Annotated in this window: 19 protein-coding genes; 11 read left to right on the forward strand and 8 right to left on the reverse strand. The window is 48.3% G+C overall.

Going from position 1 to position 18,458, the window contains the following annotated elements:
• Window positions 1–3: 3 nt before the first annotated feature.
• The 10 genes from WC659_01285 to WC659_01330 all read left to right on the forward strand — a co-directional run bounded on the left by WC659_01285 (window position 4) and on the right by WC659_01330 (window position 12,242).
• Window positions 4–1,122 (forward strand): PsbP-related protein, encoded by a 1,119-nt coding sequence (locus WC659_01285; protein MFA4872549.1) that lies wholly within the window; start codon window positions 4–6, stop codon window positions 1,120–1,122.
• Between the two features lie 89 nt (window positions 1,123–1,211).
• Entirely contained in the window at window positions 1,212–2,267 is a 1,056-nt protein-coding gene (locus WC659_01290) for an SIS domain-containing protein (protein MFA4872550.1), read from the forward strand.
• Between the two features lie 133 nt (window positions 2,268–2,400).
• Window positions 2,401–4,110 carry a hypothetical protein gene (locus WC659_01295; protein ID MFA4872551.1) on the forward strand — a complete coding sequence of 570 codons (1,710 nt, stop codon included), beginning with the start codon at window positions 2,401–2,403 and terminating at the stop codon, window positions 4,108–4,110.
• A 6-nt stretch (window positions 4,111–4,116) separates the two neighbouring features.
• Window positions 4,117–5,760, forward strand: a complete 1,644-nt coding sequence (locus WC659_01300) for a hypothetical protein (protein MFA4872552.1) — start codon at window positions 4,117–4,119, stop codon at window positions 5,758–5,760.
• 7 nt (window positions 5,761–5,767) lie between these two features.
• Window positions 5,768–7,069, forward strand: coding sequence for a hypothetical protein (locus WC659_01305; protein ID MFA4872553.1), 1,302 nt, complete (start codon window positions 5,768–5,770; stop codon window positions 7,067–7,069).
• A 25-nt stretch (window positions 7,070–7,094) separates the two neighbouring features.
• A complete protein-coding gene (locus WC659_01310; protein MFA4872554.1) occupies window positions 7,095–7,814 on the forward strand; it encodes a glycosyltransferase family 2 protein in 720 nt (239 codons plus the stop codon).
• A gap of 39 nt (window positions 7,815–7,853) precedes the next feature.
• A complete protein-coding gene (locus WC659_01315; protein MFA4872555.1) occupies window positions 7,854–9,254 on the forward strand; it encodes a hypothetical protein in 1,401 nt (466 codons plus the stop codon).
• Between the two features lie 13 nt (window positions 9,255–9,267).
• Complete coding sequence (locus tag WC659_01320) at window positions 9,268–9,861, forward strand: class I SAM-dependent methyltransferase (protein MFA4872556.1); 594 nt, start codon at window positions 9,268–9,270, stop codon at window positions 9,859–9,861.
• Window positions 9,862–9,870: 9 nt separating this feature from the next.
• The gene (locus tag WC659_01325; protein ID MFA4872557.1) at window positions 9,871–10,578 is read left to right on the forward strand and encodes a polyprenol monophosphomannose synthase; all 708 of its coding nucleotides are present in this window, start codon (window positions 9,871–9,873) and stop codon (window positions 10,576–10,578) included.
• Window positions 10,560–12,242, forward strand: a complete 1,683-nt coding sequence (locus WC659_01330; protein MFA4872558.1) for a glycosyltransferase family 39 protein — start codon at window positions 10,560–10,562, stop codon at window positions 12,240–12,242. The genes WC659_01325 and WC659_01330 overlap by 19 nt, the downstream gene beginning before the upstream one ends.
• A gap of 200 nt (window positions 12,243–12,442) precedes the next feature.
• Here the strand turns inward: WC659_01330 and WC659_01335 are convergent, their stop codons facing one another.
• The 3 genes from WC659_01335 to WC659_01345 all read right to left on the reverse strand — a co-directional run bounded on the left by WC659_01335 (window position 12,443) and on the right by WC659_01345 (window position 15,099).
• Window positions 12,443–14,380 (reverse strand): DUF2079 domain-containing protein, encoded by a 1,938-nt coding sequence (locus WC659_01335; protein ID MFA4872559.1) that lies wholly within the window; start codon window positions 14,378–14,380, stop codon window positions 12,443–12,445.
• A gap of 5 nt (window positions 14,381–14,385) precedes the next feature.
• Complete coding sequence (locus WC659_01340) at window positions 14,386–14,697, reverse strand: PIN domain-containing protein (GenBank protein ID MFA4872560.1); 312 nt, start codon at window positions 14,695–14,697, stop codon at window positions 14,386–14,388.
• Window positions 14,698–14,814: 117 nt separating this feature from the next.
• Entirely contained in the window at window positions 14,815–15,099 is a 285-nt protein-coding gene (locus WC659_01345; protein MFA4872561.1) for a hypothetical protein, read from the reverse strand.
• Between the two features lie 161 nt (window positions 15,100–15,260).
• Here WC659_01345 and WC659_01350 point away from each other — a divergent pair, with 161 nt between their 5' ends.
• Entirely contained in the window at window positions 15,261–15,674 is a 414-nt protein-coding gene (locus WC659_01350; protein ID MFA4872562.1) for a hypothetical protein, read from the forward strand.
• 84 nt (window positions 15,675–15,758) lie between these two features.
• Here the strand turns inward: WC659_01350 and WC659_01355 are convergent, their stop codons facing one another.
• The 5 genes from WC659_01355 to WC659_01375 form a co-directional block, all read right to left on the reverse strand.
• Window positions 15,759–16,160: a hypothetical protein gene (locus WC659_01355; GenBank protein MFA4872563.1), complete on the reverse strand. Its 402-nt coding sequence runs from the start codon at window positions 16,158–16,160 to the stop codon at window positions 15,759–15,761.
• A gap of 74 nt (window positions 16,161–16,234) precedes the next feature.
• Window positions 16,235–16,546, reverse strand: a complete 312-nt coding sequence (locus tag WC659_01360) for a hypothetical protein (GenBank protein MFA4872564.1) — start codon at window positions 16,544–16,546, stop codon at window positions 16,235–16,237.
• 30 nt (window positions 16,547–16,576) lie between these two features.
• Window positions 16,577–17,011, reverse strand: a complete 435-nt coding sequence (locus WC659_01365) for a HEPN domain-containing protein (protein ID MFA4872565.1) — start codon at window positions 17,009–17,011, stop codon at window positions 16,577–16,579.
• On the reverse strand, window positions 16,995–17,309 hold the full coding sequence (locus WC659_01370; protein MFA4872566.1) for a nucleotidyltransferase domain-containing protein: 315 nt from the start codon (window positions 17,307–17,309) through the stop codon (window positions 16,995–16,997). Before WC659_01370 ends, WC659_01365 begins: the two co-directional genes overlap by 17 nt.
• A gap of 101 nt (window positions 17,310–17,410) precedes the next feature.
• On the reverse strand, window positions 17,411–18,286 hold the full coding sequence (locus tag WC659_01375; GenBank protein ID MFA4872567.1) for a pilin: 876 nt from the start codon (window positions 18,284–18,286) through the stop codon (window positions 17,411–17,413).
• Between the last annotated feature and the right edge of the window lie 172 nt (window positions 18,287–18,458).

Raw genomic sequence — 18,458 nt, forward strand, 5'->3', positions numbered from 1 at the left:
AATATGAACCCATTCGAAGTTTTTCAAAAATTAATAATCGGAGTTTTTTGGATACAACTCATTTTATTTTTTGTATTGGCAGGATTAGATATTTTGTTTTTTAGATTTATCTCCAAGAAGAAATCCTTTCCACGACAAGGTTGGCGTGAAGCCATTTTGACAGCAACCGCGATATTTATTGTTGTCTTTTTTTCAAATTCAAACTTGAAGATATCCATCAAATCATTAACTTTGAGTGAACCAGTTAGAGATGTTATATTTATTGTTTTGATTATTTTAATATTTTTAGCCCTAAAAAATATTTATCAAATTACAAACAAAGAAACAGTTAAGACATTATTGTGGTATACTTTGTACAAAATTATTTCTTTTTTCGCGGTGAGTATTTTGGTAGTTGTTATTGCAATGGGTTTCTTGGCAAGTTATTTGCAGGATAATATAAAACAATCAAACAATCAAAAAGTTATAGAAGAAAATATTAAAATAGATTCAGATGGTGACGGTTTAGATGATAAATCTGAAAAATTATATGGCACGGATTTAAATAATACTGATACTGACGGAGATGGTTATCAGGATGGTGCTGAAATTAATAATGGATATAATCCGTTGACACCTGGCAACGCCAAGTTAAAAAATGAAATTAATACCGCAAACTGGCGAACGTATATAAACAATAAATTAGGTTTTGGGATACAATACCCGGAAGATTGGATAATGCAGGATAATACAGAAAAAGAAATCAATAGCGGTATATTTTTTTACCCATCTGACACGATAAAACAAATGGAAGCGGACAAAAGAGAGGTTGTTAATTTTGATGATTTTGTAAAATATACTTCTATATCAGTAATAAAATATCACAGAATATCAGGGACACTAAGAGAAGAGATAGATGGTTTTACGAAAGCATCTCCTGGATATTCTATTGAGAATATCACTGTCAATGAATTCAATGGATTTAAATTATCAAGGCAAATGCCAGATAATCAAGAAGTGGCTCAAATCAATATTTTTTTAGAAACTAATAACGACACGATAGCGATTGAAATACACGGTTCAGATGTAAATAAATATTTAGATACTTTTAATAAATTTATACCTACCCTTTATCTACTTTAGTTGTAACAAAAAAAGTAAAAAATATTTTGAGTTTCCATAGCATTCCAGGTTCGTTTTTTGGATTTAGAATTTAGAATTTTTTATTACCTATGTCTTTCCTTGATGACCTCAATTCGCTCCACACCGTTGATCGCGGTAATATGGTGGAAGAGCTGCGCCTTCTGCCTGCGCGCGTGCGTGAAGCGGTAGAGGCGCCTTTTCCCTCTGTGGGCGTAGATGGCCGCGCACTCACCGCGATAGCTGTGATAGGGTTAGGCGGTTCTGCGATCGGGGGGGACCTTGCCGCGGCAATGGTGGCAGATCTTTGCCCTTTGCCCGTTACCGTCCTGCGCAGCAGCGTGCTTCCTGATTGGGTGAAGCCCTCCACTCTCGTGATTGCGGTAAGCTATTCAGGCAATACCGCAGAGACCGTGAAAGCGTATCTGCAGGCCAAGGCGCGCGGCTGTATCCTCATCGCCATTGCATCTGGCGGGAGACTTGCGGTGCTTGCCGCTGCAGACGGCACCCTGCTCTTGTCGCCGGGATCCTATCCGCAGCCGAGGCTAGCCGTGGGGGCGATAACCGTGCTTATCCTTAAAACCATTTCAGAAGTCACCGGGATCGCGTGCGATGCCATGTGCAATGCGATGTCGGATGCGTTTTTGAAGATTACCTCCTCGGTGGCGCAAGAGGTGCCGACAGAATACAATCCGGCGAAACTGCTCGCCTACCAGCTTCTTGACCGCTTATCCTTAGTGGTGGCAGGAGGGCTTTTGGCGCCTGCCGCGCGCCGATGGAAAACCCAGATGAATGAAAATGCAAAATCCCTGTGCGTCATGGAAGAAGTGCCCGAGCTTTTTCATAACACGCTCGAAGGGCTCAAACTTCCTGCAGTCGCGAGCGACCTGAGCACGTGGGTGTTTCTCGAGGCGCCTTCTGATCAGACCGTTTCCCTGCCGCAGCTTGACCATTTTGCCGCATTGCTCAAGGAATCGGGATTACGGGTTGAACGCGTGCGCGCGCCTAGCAGTGAGCCGCACGAGGCGCTCTGGTGGATCATCGGGATGGGCGACTGGGTGAGCTATTACCTTGCATGCCTCAACAACGTGGATCCTATGCCGGTATCTGTGATACAGGGTTTTAAAAAAAGCGTTCCCGTCACATAGGCGCCCTGCAAAATAACTTCCCACTTTGATTAACTATTTTGTCTGGAATAATGACATTATACATCAGAATGATACTACAAGTTATTTTTTCTGGCGCCCATAGCGCATCATTTGCAGACATCAGAACTTTATTATGTATCGCATAGGAATCGGAGTGTTCGATAGGAGGCGGGCGTGGGCGGTATTTGCAGGTATTCTTTTTTTTATTCTCGCCGTGTTTTTCCACCATTTTCCCGATATACGCCCCGCAGATGATTTTAGACGAAGTGTCGACATCTATGCCGATGGGCTTTTCGTTGCGTGGGCGCTTGACTGGGATACAGATTTTTTGCGCCACCCGCACACGTCTTTGTTTAATGCTCCCATTTTTGCTCCTTACGCCAATACGCTCGCTTATTCGGAGCATTTTTTAGGTGCGGCCATCATGATGTTCCCTCTCACTGTCATCACTGATGACCCTACCGGCAGCGTTGCCATCCTTGTTGTTCTTTCCACTTGGCTGACGGGGTTGGCTACTTATATGCTCGCGCGCAATCTTGGCGCTGGCACGGCAGGAGCTTATCTCGCGGGCGTTATCGCGGGGTTTGCTCCTACGCGTTTGAATCACGCTCCCGGACATCTTCATATGCTTATGCTGTGGTGGATTCCTCTTTGTTTACTGGCGCTCAATAAATATCGGATGACGCGCTCTCCTGCATGGCTGTTTTTTTTGGGATTGTGCGTTGTCGCGCAAGGGTTATGTTCCATGCATGGATTATTATTATTACTTATCGCTCTGGGTGTAGCGGCGGCGGCATATGGGCGGAATGAACGCAGCGCATGGCTGTGGCGGTTGAAGGCGGCTGTTGCGGCGGTTATCGCCCTCGCGGTTCTTAGTCCGGTCATAATTCCTTATCTAAATCTTGCGGGAGACCAGCACTTTACCCGGCCGTTAAGGGAGCAAATGGTATTTGCTCCGGCACTTGTCGATTTGCTGGTGCCGCCCGTTTTTTTATCTCAAGTTGACAGAGAAAATAATGTGGCGCCCGGGCTTGCCCCGCTTCTCCTTTTTGCGTTAGGAACATACGCGTTGTGCCGTTGGGACAGCGAGCGCTGCGTCGCGCAACGCATGGTATTCGCATTTTTTCTGTTAATGCTCGCGGGAATCGTATTGGCGTTGGGGCCGGAGATGCGCGTGCTAAAAGACGGCGGTCTGTCGTTCGCAGGACCGTATGGGATTCTTAGGTATATTCCCGGCTTTTCCGGGATTCGCGCGGTGGGGCGTTTTGCCCAGCTTGCGCTCCTCGGCTTAGCGACGTATGTCGGTCTCACTTGGCAAGCGGTCACCGTGCGTTTGGCGAGATGGCAGAAGACAGCGGTTACGCTTATTGCGTTTGTATTTCTCCTTGGAGAATTTTTTATCACTGCGCCGAGGGCGTATGCGGTGCCTGACGGGTTTGACCGCTCCCGGCCCGTTGATATATGGCTCGCGCAAAGGGCGGAAGGATGTACAATCGCCGAACTTCCTTTTGACGACATCCGGACACAAGAAAATAAGTCGGTGTTATATATGTACTTGGCTCGCCATCACGGCAAGCGCATGGTCAATGGATATTCCGGCTATGCCCCCGCAGGATATTCGATCCTCGAACGATACGCAAATGGATCGGATGAAGCTGAGGCAATCCCCCTACTGCAACAATTGGGTGCGGATTATGTTATTGTACACCCTTCTTTTTATTCAGGGTTAAGGGGCGAGGAGATTGTTTCCCGCTTCAATACAGATCCCGGGTTGAAGGCGGAGATTGGTTTTCCCGATTCATTTGTGTGGCGCGTGTTGCCCGAAGATCCCAATTGTGATTAACGTTTTATGAGTATATCAAGCATCGCGCGGTATCTGTGGGCACAGTGGAAATATGTGTTTCTTATCAATCTTCTCTTGGTCGTCATAATCAGCGCGCCGTATCTCTATGGGTATCTGCAGACGCCGCCGGGAGAAACGTATACGGGTCTCCATGCGCTCACTCCCGGTGATTTCAATGTGTATTATACGCAGATGCTGCAGGCGGGGCGGGGAGATATGGCGGAAAGAAATCTCTTTGCGGGGATTGACGGGGTAGGGAGTATCAGCATGGTGAATGCATTTTGGTATTGTTTAGGCGTGATCGCCCATGCCGCCGGTATGTCCACACCGTTGGCATTCCATCTTGCGCGGCTTGCGCTCATTCCGTTGTTGGTGTTCGTGCTTTATCAGTTATTGAAAATACTCGTGCCCTTTCGCGCGTTTTACGCAGCAGGCGCACTTACCTTTTTGGGTTCCGGCATCGGCTATCTCGCGCTTCCTTTTTTGAAATCGCCTCCCCTCGTGGGGAGGTATGACTGGCCCCTTGATCTCTGGGTGCCGGAATCAAACACGTTTTTAACCCTTTACCATTCGCCTCATCTTTTGGCATCGCTTATTTTATTTTTATTCGTGCTGTTATCCTTTTTGCGCGCATCCACTTCTCTCAAGCCTTTCTGGTGGCAGGTGAGCGGAGGATTGGCGGCGGCGGCGCTGTTTCATTTTCATCCATTCCACGCGGTGACGCTTGGCAGCATACTGCTTGTGTGGACAGTTATTATGGGACGAATATCTTGGCGCCGTTCGTGTGTGACGCTTGCGGTTATGAGCGGCATTTCTCTGCCAAGCATTGCATGGCAGCTTATGCGCTTGCGGTCCGATTGGATTACCCAGGAGTGGGCAATGCAGAATGTGACCGCTACTCCCGCGCTCTGGGCGGTGCTTTTAGGATATGGATTGCTGATTCCCTTCGCGCTTGCAGGGGGAATATGGTATGCGCGCGTGCGGGACAAAGGAAGCGAGTCGCCCTCTCTTCACCCTCGCGCCGTATGGTTCTTGGGCGCATGGATCGCGGTGCAGTGCGCGCTTATAGGGAGCCCTTTGCCGTTTCAGCGGCGTTTGTTTGAAGGTTTACATGTGCCACTGGCGATGCTCGCGGGGATAGGGGTTGTCATTATTTTCAATGCAGGACTTTGGAAGAACACCTCCCGTATCATTCGTTCTATGACACAGGTGGCATGCGGTATTCTTCTTACCTTTTCTACGGTAGGCACTATAAGCCGCGATGTGTCGCTTTATTCATCGCGTTTTCAGCTATTCTATCTGTCTGCGGCACAGAAAAATGTGTATCGTATTCTCATGCAGAGCCCTCTTGAGGGAATCGTGCTCGCGCCTGTCGATCAGGCGAGTTTCATACCCGCATGGACCGGAAGGGCAGTATACGGGGGATCAGGCGCGCACAGCCCTGATGAGGCTCTGCGCCGAAGGTTGACTGATTGGTTTCTCACAGGGCAGGGAAGCCAAGAGGAGCGCATGCAATTTATACGGCGCGAAGATATTACTGACGTGGTTGTGATGTCGTCTGATGATAGGGATATTATCACGCTTTCCTCCGACCCCTTGCTCCGTACGGTTTTTATAGACCGTGGGATAGGATTATTTTCAATGCGTTAATACATTTATGAACTTTGATCATAACATGAAAAGGATGTTTAAAGTGGCGCCAGTATTAGTATTTATTGTGATTGGCATAATCATTGTGGTTTTTACGCCTCGTTCTTTGACGTGGCCCTCTTATCTCACCTTTACTACGCTTCAGAGCAAATTGAAGTATAATATGATTTTTGATGTGAGAGAATTAGACTATTACCGGGAGGAGGGATCGTGGTTCCGTCAAAATTATATTCCTTACGTTGATAAGCCTTTTGAATATCCCGCCCTCGCCACGCTCTTCTTTACCTTGCCCGCTCTTATGAATGAGAGTCGGGTCGGTTATCATGTGTGGTTTCATATATTTACCCTGTTCGCGGGAGTGGCGTTGTTGGTAGTGGTAAAGTATTCCATCCCGCATGAGCGGCGTGCGCTCCTTTTCCTCTTAATCGCTCCTTCAGTATTATTCTATACATTTAATCGTTTTGATGTGCTCGCCGCGCTGTTTCTTCAGCTCTCTCTATTTCTGCTGTATCGCAAGCGTTGGCGATGGTCATTCGCGCTTTTTGCGGTATCAGTATTGATAAAATGGTATGCAGGGGTACTGTTTCCCATTTATCTCTTTGCGTTATTTGATACCGCCCATACCCTTGAAGAGCGACGGCGGGGATTTGCCGCTGTGTGTATAAGTATTGGTATCTTGGCATTAGGGCATATTTGGCCTGTCGCGTTTGGAGGGAATATCCTTACCATGGTGAATCCGTACGCGATTCATTTTGTCCGTTCGCCCGAAATAGGAAGTTTCATGTCCGTCCTTGCCGCGCCTTTTGGTATATTCTATACACCAGCGTATCAGATAGAACCAGGGAGTCTCGATGGAATAACCGCAATCATTGTCGCGCTGTCTTCCTTACTGCAGTGGGCTGGCCTTGTGATTGTCATGATCATGCTTCTTCGCCGTCCTCGGCAATTGAACAGTTTGCCTGCATTAGCACACACGGCGCTGATTGCGGTAGGATGCTTTATCTTTTTTAACCGCGTATATTCTTTTCAATGGATTCTATGGATTATTCCCCTGCTCATACTCACGCTTCCCTCACGCGCGACGATTCTGTGTTTTATCGCATTTGATGTGGTAAGCTATATACAGTCTCCCATATTGTACGGCTCTTTTGACTATTTATCACATTTTATTATATTTCTCCTGCTTACTATTTTACGATCTATATTGCTTGGTGTAATTCTTTTGCCCTCATTCCGTTGGCTGTTAAGGAGTGAGTCATCGCTGTCAACTTCGCCCCCCATCACGGTTAATACGACTGTTTTACCTTAAATTCAAATTGATTTTTTTTGAGACCATGGCTATTCTTTCAGTTATCATTCCTGTATATAACGAAGTGCGCACGATACGTGAGGTGATACATCGTTGTTTAAGACAGCCTCTTCCTCATGGGTTAGACCGGGAAATAGTGGTGGTCGATGATGGCTCCACTGACGGCACTAAGGAAGTTTTGATTTCATTTCGCGAATCAGCGAAGGTGTGTATACATGAAAAAAATTATGGCAAGGGTGCGGCCGTGCGCACGGGGCTCGCGGAAGCGCGCGGTGATATTATTCTGATTCAAGACGCAGATTTTGAATACGATCCCGGCGAGTGGCCAAAGCTTTTGCAGCCGATTCTTGATGATGAAGCAGATATTGTGTATGGCTCGCGGTTCTCAAGCGGTGCGCATCGCGTGTTGTACTATTGGCATTTTGTGGGGAATAAATTGGTTACCCTTTGGTCAAACATATGGACTAACCTCAATCTTACTGATATGGAAACAGGCGCTAAAGTATTTCGAAGAGAGGTGGTTGAGGGTATCAAATTCAGATCGAATCGTTTCGGGTTTGAACCGGAGTTTACCGCAAAGATCGCTCATAGAGGATGGCGCATCTACGAGGTGGGGATTTCCTATCGTGGTCGTAGTTATGCGGAAGGGAAAAAGATTACTTGGCGGGACGGTCTTGTCGCGCTCTGGCACATCTTCAGATGGAATATGGTTGCGATGTATGAGCGTAAGAGGAATATTTTTTAAAAGGACAAAACGGTTTCTAGGGATTTACGAATTTTTCCTATGAAGGCGACTGCTTCACTATTATTTATTAGTAAGGAAACATGGAAGAAACAATTTCTCTATTTTATTCTTGCGATTGTGGTCATTATTAATCTCTTTACCGGTCTTTTCAACATTTACGGAGATGGCGTTGGTTATAATTTTCTCTATCAGCAGTTAAGGGAGAGAAATTGGTCATTCACCATATATCCTGAATCTCCGCCGCTCCCTAGTGAGTACATGTTTGTACCTGCGGGCAGCGGATGGTCCACATATTATCAGATCGGCGCACCACTCGTATGGGCATTCTTCGTCCCTCCTCTCACGCAGGTGCTCATGCCGCTTCTCACCATCATTTCACCCATTCCTTCTGTATGGTTAGATGGTCTCATAAGAGACGGAGTGGCCATACTTGCGCTTAATGCGATATTGGCATATGTCATCATGCGCCTGCTTATATATGTTTTGACGCGGGAGTTAAGCTTTTCTCTCCCTACGGCAGTGGCTGCGGTATTGCTTACTTACTTTGGTCTTCCTTCATGGGTGTATACATTTCAGGCGGTGGCTTATGCTCATACCGTGGAGCTTTTCTTTGTGACGTGCGCAGTCGCGGCTTATGTGAGGGCATACCGCACTCGTGTGCAATCCTGGCTTTTGGCGGGGAGCGTATGCGTGGGGTTTGCGGGTATTACCCGGATTGATGCACTCATATATTTGCTGCCATTCGCAGGGGTGGCGCTTGTCATATTCCCCTCGAAAATGCGCGCACTTATCTCAACGACCGCGCCCGCGCTTGCGATAAGCGCGCTTCAAGTTCTCGTGTGGTGGATGATATTTAGGACACTGTTACCGAGTAAGGGTTACACGATGGAGAGCCTCCAATTTCCTGGCAGGTTTGCGTGGGAAGTATTATTTAGTTCAGTGCGCGGATTTTTTGTCTGGTCGCCGATTGCCCTATTTGGGGTTGTCGGATTACTAAGCAACCTTCGCAAAAAGATATCGCGAAGGCATATCGCGGTTATTGGGGTGAGCAGTATTATTTTGTATGCGCTTTTTTATGGATCGTGGTATATGTGGTGGGGTGGAGATTCGGTCGGCCAGAGATTCCTCATACCATTGTTGCCATTTATTGCCTTTGGAGTTGCCCAATACCTTCATGATATATGTGCGTATCCTGTGCTCCTGCGCGCGGGGGGGAGGCTTGTGGTGGTTCTCGCCTCGCTCTTCTATTTCTCACTTGCGCTTATCTATCCATTAGTAGACCGACCGGGGAGCACAGAAGAATATACCACTCCGATGACGCTTTATCGTAATGCGTCAGTGGAATATGGTTTCCCTAGTCTTTCTTCATGGCAGCCTCTCCTACGGGATTCGCTATGGTTTGGCCCGCGTCTCACTCATCTCCTCTATTATCAGAAATGATTTTTTCATTTTTATGACTGCGCAACGCACAAGAGGGTTTGGAGTATTTGAGAACCTATTAAGTCGCCGTCGCGCGCGTGAAGCGCGTCGTCTGTTGCAGACCGCACCTTCACGCCATCGTATCCTTGATATCGGCTGCGGGCAGTATGGCGCATTCTTAAGAAGTGTTTCGTTTCAGGAGAAATTTGGCGTGGATAAGTTGCCTCCGATAATCAATAATGATAATAATATTACGTATTGCCAGCATGATGTGGTGCGCAATACTATCCTTCCCTTCCCCAAAGATTTTTTTAACGCGATAACCTTGCTTGCCGTTATTGAACATATTGATATATATTCTGCGCGAGCGTTGCTACATGAGATATACCGTATTCTTAAGCCTCAAGGAGTGGCGGTAATCACCACGCCTGCGGTCGGCACAGGAAATATTTTAAACATACTAGCTCATACTCGCCTATTAAGCAATATAGAGATCAAGGAGCATGTGCATGAGTATGGCAGTATGGAATTGCAGCTTATGTTGGTTGACGCCCGTTTTCCTAAGGATGGCATAGTCTACGGCAGATTTGAGTGCAGACTCAATCAATGGGTGCGGGCTATTAAATGATAAATTATTATGTCTATTACTATCGTGATCCCAACTTATAATGAGCGTGAGAATATTGAAATACTTATTTCTCGAATTGCGGCGCTCCATATTCCCGAGGCGAACATCATTGTGGTGGATGACGCGTCGCCGGACGGGACTGGCGCGGTAGTGACATCCTTACATGAAACGTACCCCTTTGTTTCGCTGATCGCGCGCAATGGGAAAAGGGGTTTGGGGAGCGCGTATGTGGAAGGCTTTACGCGGGCGCTCGCGCAAGGCGCAGATATCATCATTGAAATGGATGCAGATCTTTCGCATGCGCCAGAGGACATTCCGCGCTTATTAAGCGCGATTGATGAAGGGGCAGATGTCGCGATCGGGTCGCGGCGGGTGCCTGGTGGCCAGATCGTCGGATGGCATTGGCGGCGGCACTTGGCGAGTACCTGCGCGACGTGGCTTTCGAGAGCGCTTCTTGGATTCAGCACTCGTGATATTACGAGCGGTTTCCGCGCATTTCGCCGCTCTGCGCTTATCGCGATTCACTTTGCCGATGTGCGGTCGGATGGTTATGCATTTCAGGAAGAAATGCTTTTGCGCTGCGAACGCGGGAAATTTATTATCACAGAAATCCCCGTGGTTTTTACGGACCGGGTAAGAGGCGAATCGAAGCTTGGTGTTCGTGAAGTAATTTCTTTCTTTATTACCCTCATGCGCTTATGGATACATCGCCATTGAATGGATCAAAATATTTTACCCCGTTACCAGAAAGCTACGATGGTAAGACCGTAGTAGATGAATGGGTATCAATCCCGAAGGGGCATAATAACCAAAGTTATGAGGGTGAGCCCATGGTAACGGGGTTTAAGCGCGGGTTAGTGCTCGTCACTGCGCTTGGCGTGCTCTTGCGCGTGATTGCCGTGGTGAGCAATGGGCGTTTCTGGTTTGATGAAATTATCACCGTGGCTATAGCCAGAAAGCCCTTGCATGAAATGTGGGCATATCTTGCCGTGGAGAATCATCCGCCTTTGCACTATTATCTCGTCCATGGGTGGATTGCTCTTTTTGGACCGGGGGAGGTTGCAGTGAAGCTTTCCTCGGTGCTCGCGGGCGCCGCAGGGATTGTCGTGACAGGTATATTTGCGAGACGATTGTTCGGTGTGCGCACAGGCTTAATTGCAGCAGGACTTACCGCTCTAAGCACGTTTCAGATTTTCTTTTCCTCTGAAGTGCGGATGTATGCATGGCTCTATTTATTTGGCGTGGTCTCATTGATGTCGTTCTGGGAGATTATCCGCTCTTCGTCGTGGAAATGGCATGTCGTATGGATGGTCTCCACTATTGCCGCGCTCTATACTCATTTGGGGGGCGTGTTCGTGCTGGTAGTCGAAGTCGCTTTTAGTGTGGCCTATTCACTGTACGTACGCGCTCAAGCAAGGAAAGGAATGCGTAATAAATACCAAATGCCGTCAGTACCCCTCCGTACAGTTGTGTTCATGATGGTGGTAGTGTGTCTCGCGTGGCTGCCGTGGATTATAGTGTTTGTGCGAGAGAAGATGCAGACATTTAATCGGAATGCATGGTATTTTTGGATTGAGCCTGCTAATCCTTTCCCCATGGAAGCGCTGCGGCAATTTTTCTTTTTTGATAATTATTCTGATTTTATTGAATTATGCGGCTGGATATTCATTGTAACAGTATTTACCATTGCGCTCTTATCGATCCGTCGTACCAATGAGCGCAAATATACTGTACAATTTTCAATGGATCTCCCCACCATATATGCGATGGTTATATTTATCTTTCCCGTCTTTATTGGTTTTTTTACCAATGTATTAGTGGTGAAAGTATATATTATCGCGGGGGCGGGAGCATATCTTTTGGCGAGCAAAGGCCTAAGCCGTATTCACGTTCCTAAATCGTTTCCTCCCTTTCTCTTTCCGCTTATGCTCATCGTATTCTTTATCGCTTCGGACATGGGAGTACTTTTGGAGGTGAGACCCGCATGGAAAAATGTGGGAGGTTATCTTGAGACGAACGAAAGACAGGCTGATGCCATTGTGATCCTCTCTCATAGTTATGAAGTTGCCCTTCGCTATTATTATCACGGCACGATGCCGGTATTGCCATTTTATCCTCTCCCTGATGATACGCATGGCGATACGCTCCTGCGTGCAGTGCGGAGGAATTGGTATACGATCCTCACGAAGGAAAATGTGGGGATGCTTAATAATCTCGTAGAGGGACGAAAACGGATTTTTGTTGTGTTGGTGGGTAATTTTAATAAAGTGGAGCGGATTGCGCCCGAATGGTTCTTCTCGCACGGGTGGCAGCTGCGCTCTGTCGAACGTTGGGAAGACTATATGGTCAATCCGGAGGTGATGTTGTTGGAGAAGCTGTGAACGGTGAGGGGGTAAGGTTTATGATGCTAGTACCGTAACAATTAAGTTTCGCAACATGCATAGTGCCAAATCTCCCTGTAAATACTGCTCAAAACGCGCCAGTGATATGGCATAATTAAATTGTTACGGCACTAGTTTCGTGAGACGGTTACGGTAAAGTACGTGACGAGTAATTACATCCATTGATGAAACGGGCATCCTTACCTTAACCAGTTATCCACAACAAGGTTTACGCTTCCTAACCTGTCCAGTTCGAGCCCCCCGCGCACATTCGTAAAGTCCTCTATTTCAAAGCTGAACGGGGGATTTTTTTTAGGTTTTTTTATTTCAGAACGGAAAAATAGTGCCGAGGTACCCTCTTGTTGCATGAGGGAATAGCCGCCTTCATCGAGCAGCTGGCGGAAACGTGCTTTCATGAGCGCGGCATAGGGCTGTGTCCAAGCAATCGAGTGTGCTTGCACCAAATCTGCCTTTACATCCATTTCATCAAGCACGAGATAGTCAGGGTATGCAGCGGGCGGGTACGGCGCAGCAGCGTATTGCTGGACGCCAAGGAGCGTGAGTGGGAGGAGGGTAAGGCCGCGGCGGGAAGAAAGGGGGGCAAGAAATTGGTCAGTGGAAGCCACGGTGGCATGCGGGGGTATGGAGGCAAGGATTTCTTTTTGCGGCGTCACGTTTGTGTGGGCACTTATCGCATATGCTGCGGGGATCAATGGCCCAAACGAGAGCATTGAGCCAACAGCGGCAGTCATCACGCACACTAACAATATAGTTTTATCTTTTAAGAACTCGTTTGCATATACTACGATCGTAGAATAGACAAACGAGTGTTTTTTTTCAAATTGCGCGTGCGGTGTGTATGTAGTGAGAAAGGGGATAAACGCAAGAAATATCCCGGGAAGCAGCAGCAGACCGTAGTGCGTCTGCCAGATGAGCGCGCCGCCGCCTGCGGAAGAGAGGGTTATTGCCGCGAGCGGGGGGAGCGCGAGGAGGAGCCACTTTGGTTTTAAAAGCGGCAGAAAAATGAGCGGTAATAGAAGCCCTAGGAGCATTTCGAGATTTTGAAAGCTAAGGATATGGGCAATAACTCCTTTTGTGACAGCGCCCAAAGAGCCAAGCTGCGGAATCCATTCATAATAAATGCGGAATTGATATCCAAGGGAGGGGGAAAAATGGGAAATAATGCGCTGCGCGAGGAAGAACCAGGCGGCGCTGAGACATATTATGAAGGATGGAACCCATAAGTTCGCAGCGGGTTGTCGGTGGGGGTAACACGCATCGGCCGCCCCTGTGAGTCGTCCGTGCTCCGCCTCGCCCTCGCTCGTCCCGCGCGGCGGGACACCATGCCCGCTCGGGCTACGGAGGGTTCCCCCACCGCCAACCCTCACTTTAAGAGAAGCGCCAAGCCATATAAAACCTAAGAAAAGCGTGATAAGGGACACATCCTCGCGCACGGAAAGGGAGAGGAGGAGGAAGAGGGTGAAGAGTGTACAGTTATTCAGTCGGTCAGTCCTCAGTTTATCGGTTTTCGATTCTTTGATTTTTTGCCAGTAGTAAAAAAGAAAGAAAAGGAATAAGGGCGCGAAGGAGAGGGAGTGGAATTCGAAAAGGTTGGCGTTCTGCACGGCAGGGTGAAGCAACCAGAGCGTTCCGACCGCAGTCGGCAGCCAGTTTTTCAGTTTTTCTGTTATCGGTTTATCAGTTTTTTGATTTTCCGATTCATCAACTCTATGACTCTGTGACTTAATGACTTTTTGGCTTATTAGAAAAAGCGGCCATGCGGCAAGCGCCAGCGCAAGTGTCTGGAGTACCAGCAGCATCCTCGGATCGGGAAAGAGCGCATACAGGGGCGCAATGAGGAAGAGTATTGGTTCAAAGTGGTCGCCTAAGTAATTGTGGCCTTGGATGGAGGAGTAGAGTTTATCAGTTATTCGGTTAATCAATTTATCAGTTTTAGGAATTACAATATTGTCACCCTGAGCCTGACGAAGGATGGATCCCTTGTTTGAAAGCTGCCAAGTGACTTGATTATAAATCGCCAAATCCCGCGCATTATAGCGCAACTGGCTATATTTCCAGAGCGAAATGCCGGAGAAGATGAGGATGTAGAGAATAATGCCGCTCGCGAGCACGCGCATGGGAGCTATGAGAGTTCAAGGTATTGTTGCGGCGTGAGGGCACGCACGAGGTGTGCACTCTGGACAATCATTTGTTGGTCAAGGGTGATGAGTGTGGCGCTGGTCCATTGGGCGGCGCGCACCATAACGGCGTCGCTTGTTTTGAGCGCGAGGGGGCTTGTGCGCGTTGCGGCGATGAAGCGCCGTACGAACTCCTCATCGAGCGGGAGAATACGGAAATCGGCAACATAGGCTTCGAAATCAGACACGCGCGCCAGCGCATCGTGGCGGGCGAGTGCGGTGACCGTTTCCATGACGGCAAGCGAGGGGACCGTCACGCGGTCGCCGCGCGCACGGATGCCACAAACATATCGCGCACGCGCTCCGCGTGCGCGTCATGCGCATGGAACATCGCGACGAGGACGGATGTATCAAGGGCGATCAGCATACTATGTTCACTCGTCCCTCAATTCGCGGATAATCTCCACTGCGGACTTCTTGCTTTTGAAGCGCAGGTGTTCCGGTATGTTAATCCAGAGGTCGAGGGAATTGAATTCCTTTGGCACGGGTTTTGCGGCCTCGGCAGTATCCGGTATCGTTGCGCCCGTGGGTTCGGGCGTAATGCGGGCGATCGGTTTTGAGCGATGGATGACTTGGAACGAGTCGCCACGCTCGAGCGCTTTCCATATTTTAGCAAGATTAAGCCTTACTTCTTTAGCGGAAATGGTTCGGGTAGGCATAAATAAGAAAAATTAGTGTTAACTTAAAGTATATTTTAAGTATACATTTGAGGTGCATCTTGTCCATATTGACAAAACTCAAAATCCATGGTATCTTTTTATGATTTTTCCAAACTAAATCCTAAAACAAAAAAAGAATCGCGGGAAAGGAGGTGATCAAGATGAAAACCCGCGGAAAAATTTTGTGGCTCGTTGCGTTCGTAGCGGTGTTAGGGGGGTGCGCCGGAAGCTCAAATTTTAAGGAGGGTGGGAAGGAAACTTTCGGGTTTCAAAAATCTGCCTTCGGGTCAGGACCAACTGAGCTCTCCGTGGCACGAGTCAATCTTGCACAAGCTAAAAAGCTTGAGTATGAGGCAAAGATTGATTCAGCCATCGCCGCCAACACCACGGAAGGTAACGCAGCGCAAATCGCTTTTTATCAGGCGTTGCGTAATGCGGCAGGGTCAGGATTATTCCTGACGGCGGGGAACGAGGTGTTGTTCAATATGCATCGTTTTGATGCGCATGAGGACGCGCATAATGCGGCGTATTTGATGGGGGTAGTATGCCCCGTGTGCGGCCTTAAAACGCGGTAAGGGCACTGGCGCGAGAAAACAAAGGGCGGTATCTGTTGTTTGGATACCGCTCTTGAACGTTAATGGAGACGAATATAGGATGAGTTATTGTACACCCGCGCCGGCGAGGATAATTGAGAATACGAATTTGGAGATTGCGTAGGCAAGAATAATGACGATGAGGCCGATGATAGAAGATTCAATAATTTTCTGTGCCGATTCAACCTCTTCCGTTCTGCCGCGCGCGAGCATCCATTTGAAACCTGCATACACAATAAGGGCAAGAAATATTACGCCTATGATAGTAAGCATCGCTTGAATAATGCCACCTACTGTTATCGCCAGATCCTTAGTACCAAGACCGCTTGCGTTGCCCGCATTAAATAAATTGCCTTGTATCTCGCCTGCAACTGGTGCAGCTATTGATGGAAGTGGCGTAATTAGTTGAACTATAACAGTCGCTGTAAGGGCGATATATTTTTTTATGTGCGGGGTGAGGCGGGGCATATACTTTGATAAATCATAAATTCTAATTTTGTCGTTTGCGGCTGCGCTGCCGGGCATAAGGAATGGGTGAGTGATTACGCCCGTGAGAGGGCTAATTTCTCGAGCCTGACCACCCGGTCTTCAAGTACCTTGAACTCATCGCGACCGACCTTCTCTTTGAGTTCATACCTGATCAGGCGGAGCTCTTCGGAATGTATTTTTGATTCATTTATTAGGATTAGTACATCGTCTTTCACGGTTTGCAGGTCTTCCGTCATGTGCCCCACTTTCTCAAATGTCGCCTCGCCTTTATCTTTCACCAATTCAATATTTTCCGCCAGCGCTTTGTAATGCGAGCGGATTTCCTCGAGTAATATTTGGGTGTAATCTTCAGGGATTTGATTCATAGCCTTATTATACGCCGCGAGGGGAAGGAGTCAATTTTTAAGGAGGTTGCCTTTAAGGTCGGCTTCTCCGGACTGTTCCACTTGTGTCACAATGTTCTGCGCGAGGGCAATCGCTTCCCGTGCCTGTGTCTCCGTATAGCTTTCAAATGGCACGGCGGGCGGGGCGAGCGCATCGGGGTAGCGGGTGGGGATATAGTATTGGTCGAGAATTCGGCCGGCGTCGATGAGCGCAGCAAACTGCGAATCATACGTCGCGCATTCATCAAGGAGCTCTTTCACCGAATGTTTCCATACCATGCGGCTCCCTTTGAGATAGAGGTATCCTTTTAAGGCTTTTTGCGCGGCTTGCTCGGCGGAATAACAGGCGTCAGAAAAGAATGCGTGTTCAAGGTCTGCTTGAGCGGCTTCAATTTCATGGCGCGCTTGTTTGAGCCAGCGCTCTGCTTCTTCAGTTTGGTGTTTCATATATGATGATGCCCTCTTGGAGCGCTCTCATGACGAGAGGATTTTCCCGCTCTTGCATCGCCGCAAACTCTTCCGGGGTGTAGATGAACGCGTCCACCCGCGGGAAGTCTTTTGGCAGCATAAGGCTGAATTCTTTCAGGCGCTCCAAAAATGGTTTTTTTGTTGATTTAATGAGAAGAAGATCAATATCACTGTGTTCGTCTGCATCCGTGCGTGCGTGGGAGCCAAAGAGTATTGCGCGCTGCGGTTGATAGTGCGTGAGTACTTCGTTGAGCGAGCGCAGGGATAATGGAACCATAAAGATTTAAAATCTTTTCTTGCTTGATTATACTTCCTCAATGGAGGGAATCAACAAGCGAATCAAAAATATGAGTATAAATGTCAACATTTGTGTTCTATCTACGGACAGCAGGCTTGATTCACATCATAACATTTGAAATCATTCTGCGTAGGGGTCCCGCCAGTTGGACAACGACCATTGACATCAAGAGTTTGACATACGTAGCCGTATGTCGGACATTGTAGGTTTAGAACACAACAAACCAGTGAGCAATCGTCTGTCACGAATGACCTTTCGTCAGGTTCACATCTGTCTTTACAAGTACCACCGTATACCCTACTACATTCATCAAGCGGACCAGTTACTGAAGGCTGTACTGGCGTGATGCCGTTAATTGAAACTGAAGGCGTCCAGAAGAGGGCGTTGACTACATAGGTGGTAAGCGCGTAGGCCACGACGACAAGGACGAGGCCGATCACGGCGTTCTCGAGCGTGGTCTTGGCGCTCGTGGCGGTTTCCTGGTTTCCCTGCGCCGTCATCCACTTGAAACCCGCCCACACGGTGAGTGCGAAGAAGAGCACCCCAAGGAGCGCAAGCATTGCGGACAATATTCTGCCCACGGCCGTAGGGATGGATGGAGCCTCTCCTCCCGGCGTTAATCCCCCGCCGGTCGCTGCTTTTTTAAGGCAGAAAGGATCGTCCGCGCCGCAGGCGGATTCTGCATGAGCCGCGGTGATCACCGGAGATAGTAACTGTTCACTCAGGGTCATCGCCGCTCGGAATGCACGATTTTTCTGCGGACGCGACCTAGCGTCCCTTGCGCCTAAATCCTCGAAAAATTGGCATTCCTTCGCGTCAAGTTGAAGCCAGTGGGTAAATATAAGAGAAGATACCTGCGTGCCGCTTGCGCGCAAGGCCATAAGCGCAAAGAGCGGCATTGCAAGCGCGGCAAGGAGCGCAACAGCGAGGGTGAGAGAGCGTGAATGAGATTGCATGGGATTCAGTGAGATTATTTCTTGAGCCCATCGAAGGCAGATTGTCCTTCGATAAACTCAAGAGATAATTTATCACATCGGCATTCCAATCTTTCCGCCTAAGATCATCATCGGGTAGCGTGGCAGTTTATCTGCCACCGATTGGTCGGAGACAAGCTCCGACGCTACAGAG

Source organism: Patescibacteria group bacterium (assembly GCA_041645165.1).
Lineage (GTDB): Bacteria > Patescibacteriota > Patescibacteriia > 2-02-FULL-49-11 > 2-02-FULL-49-11 > 2-02-FULL-49-11.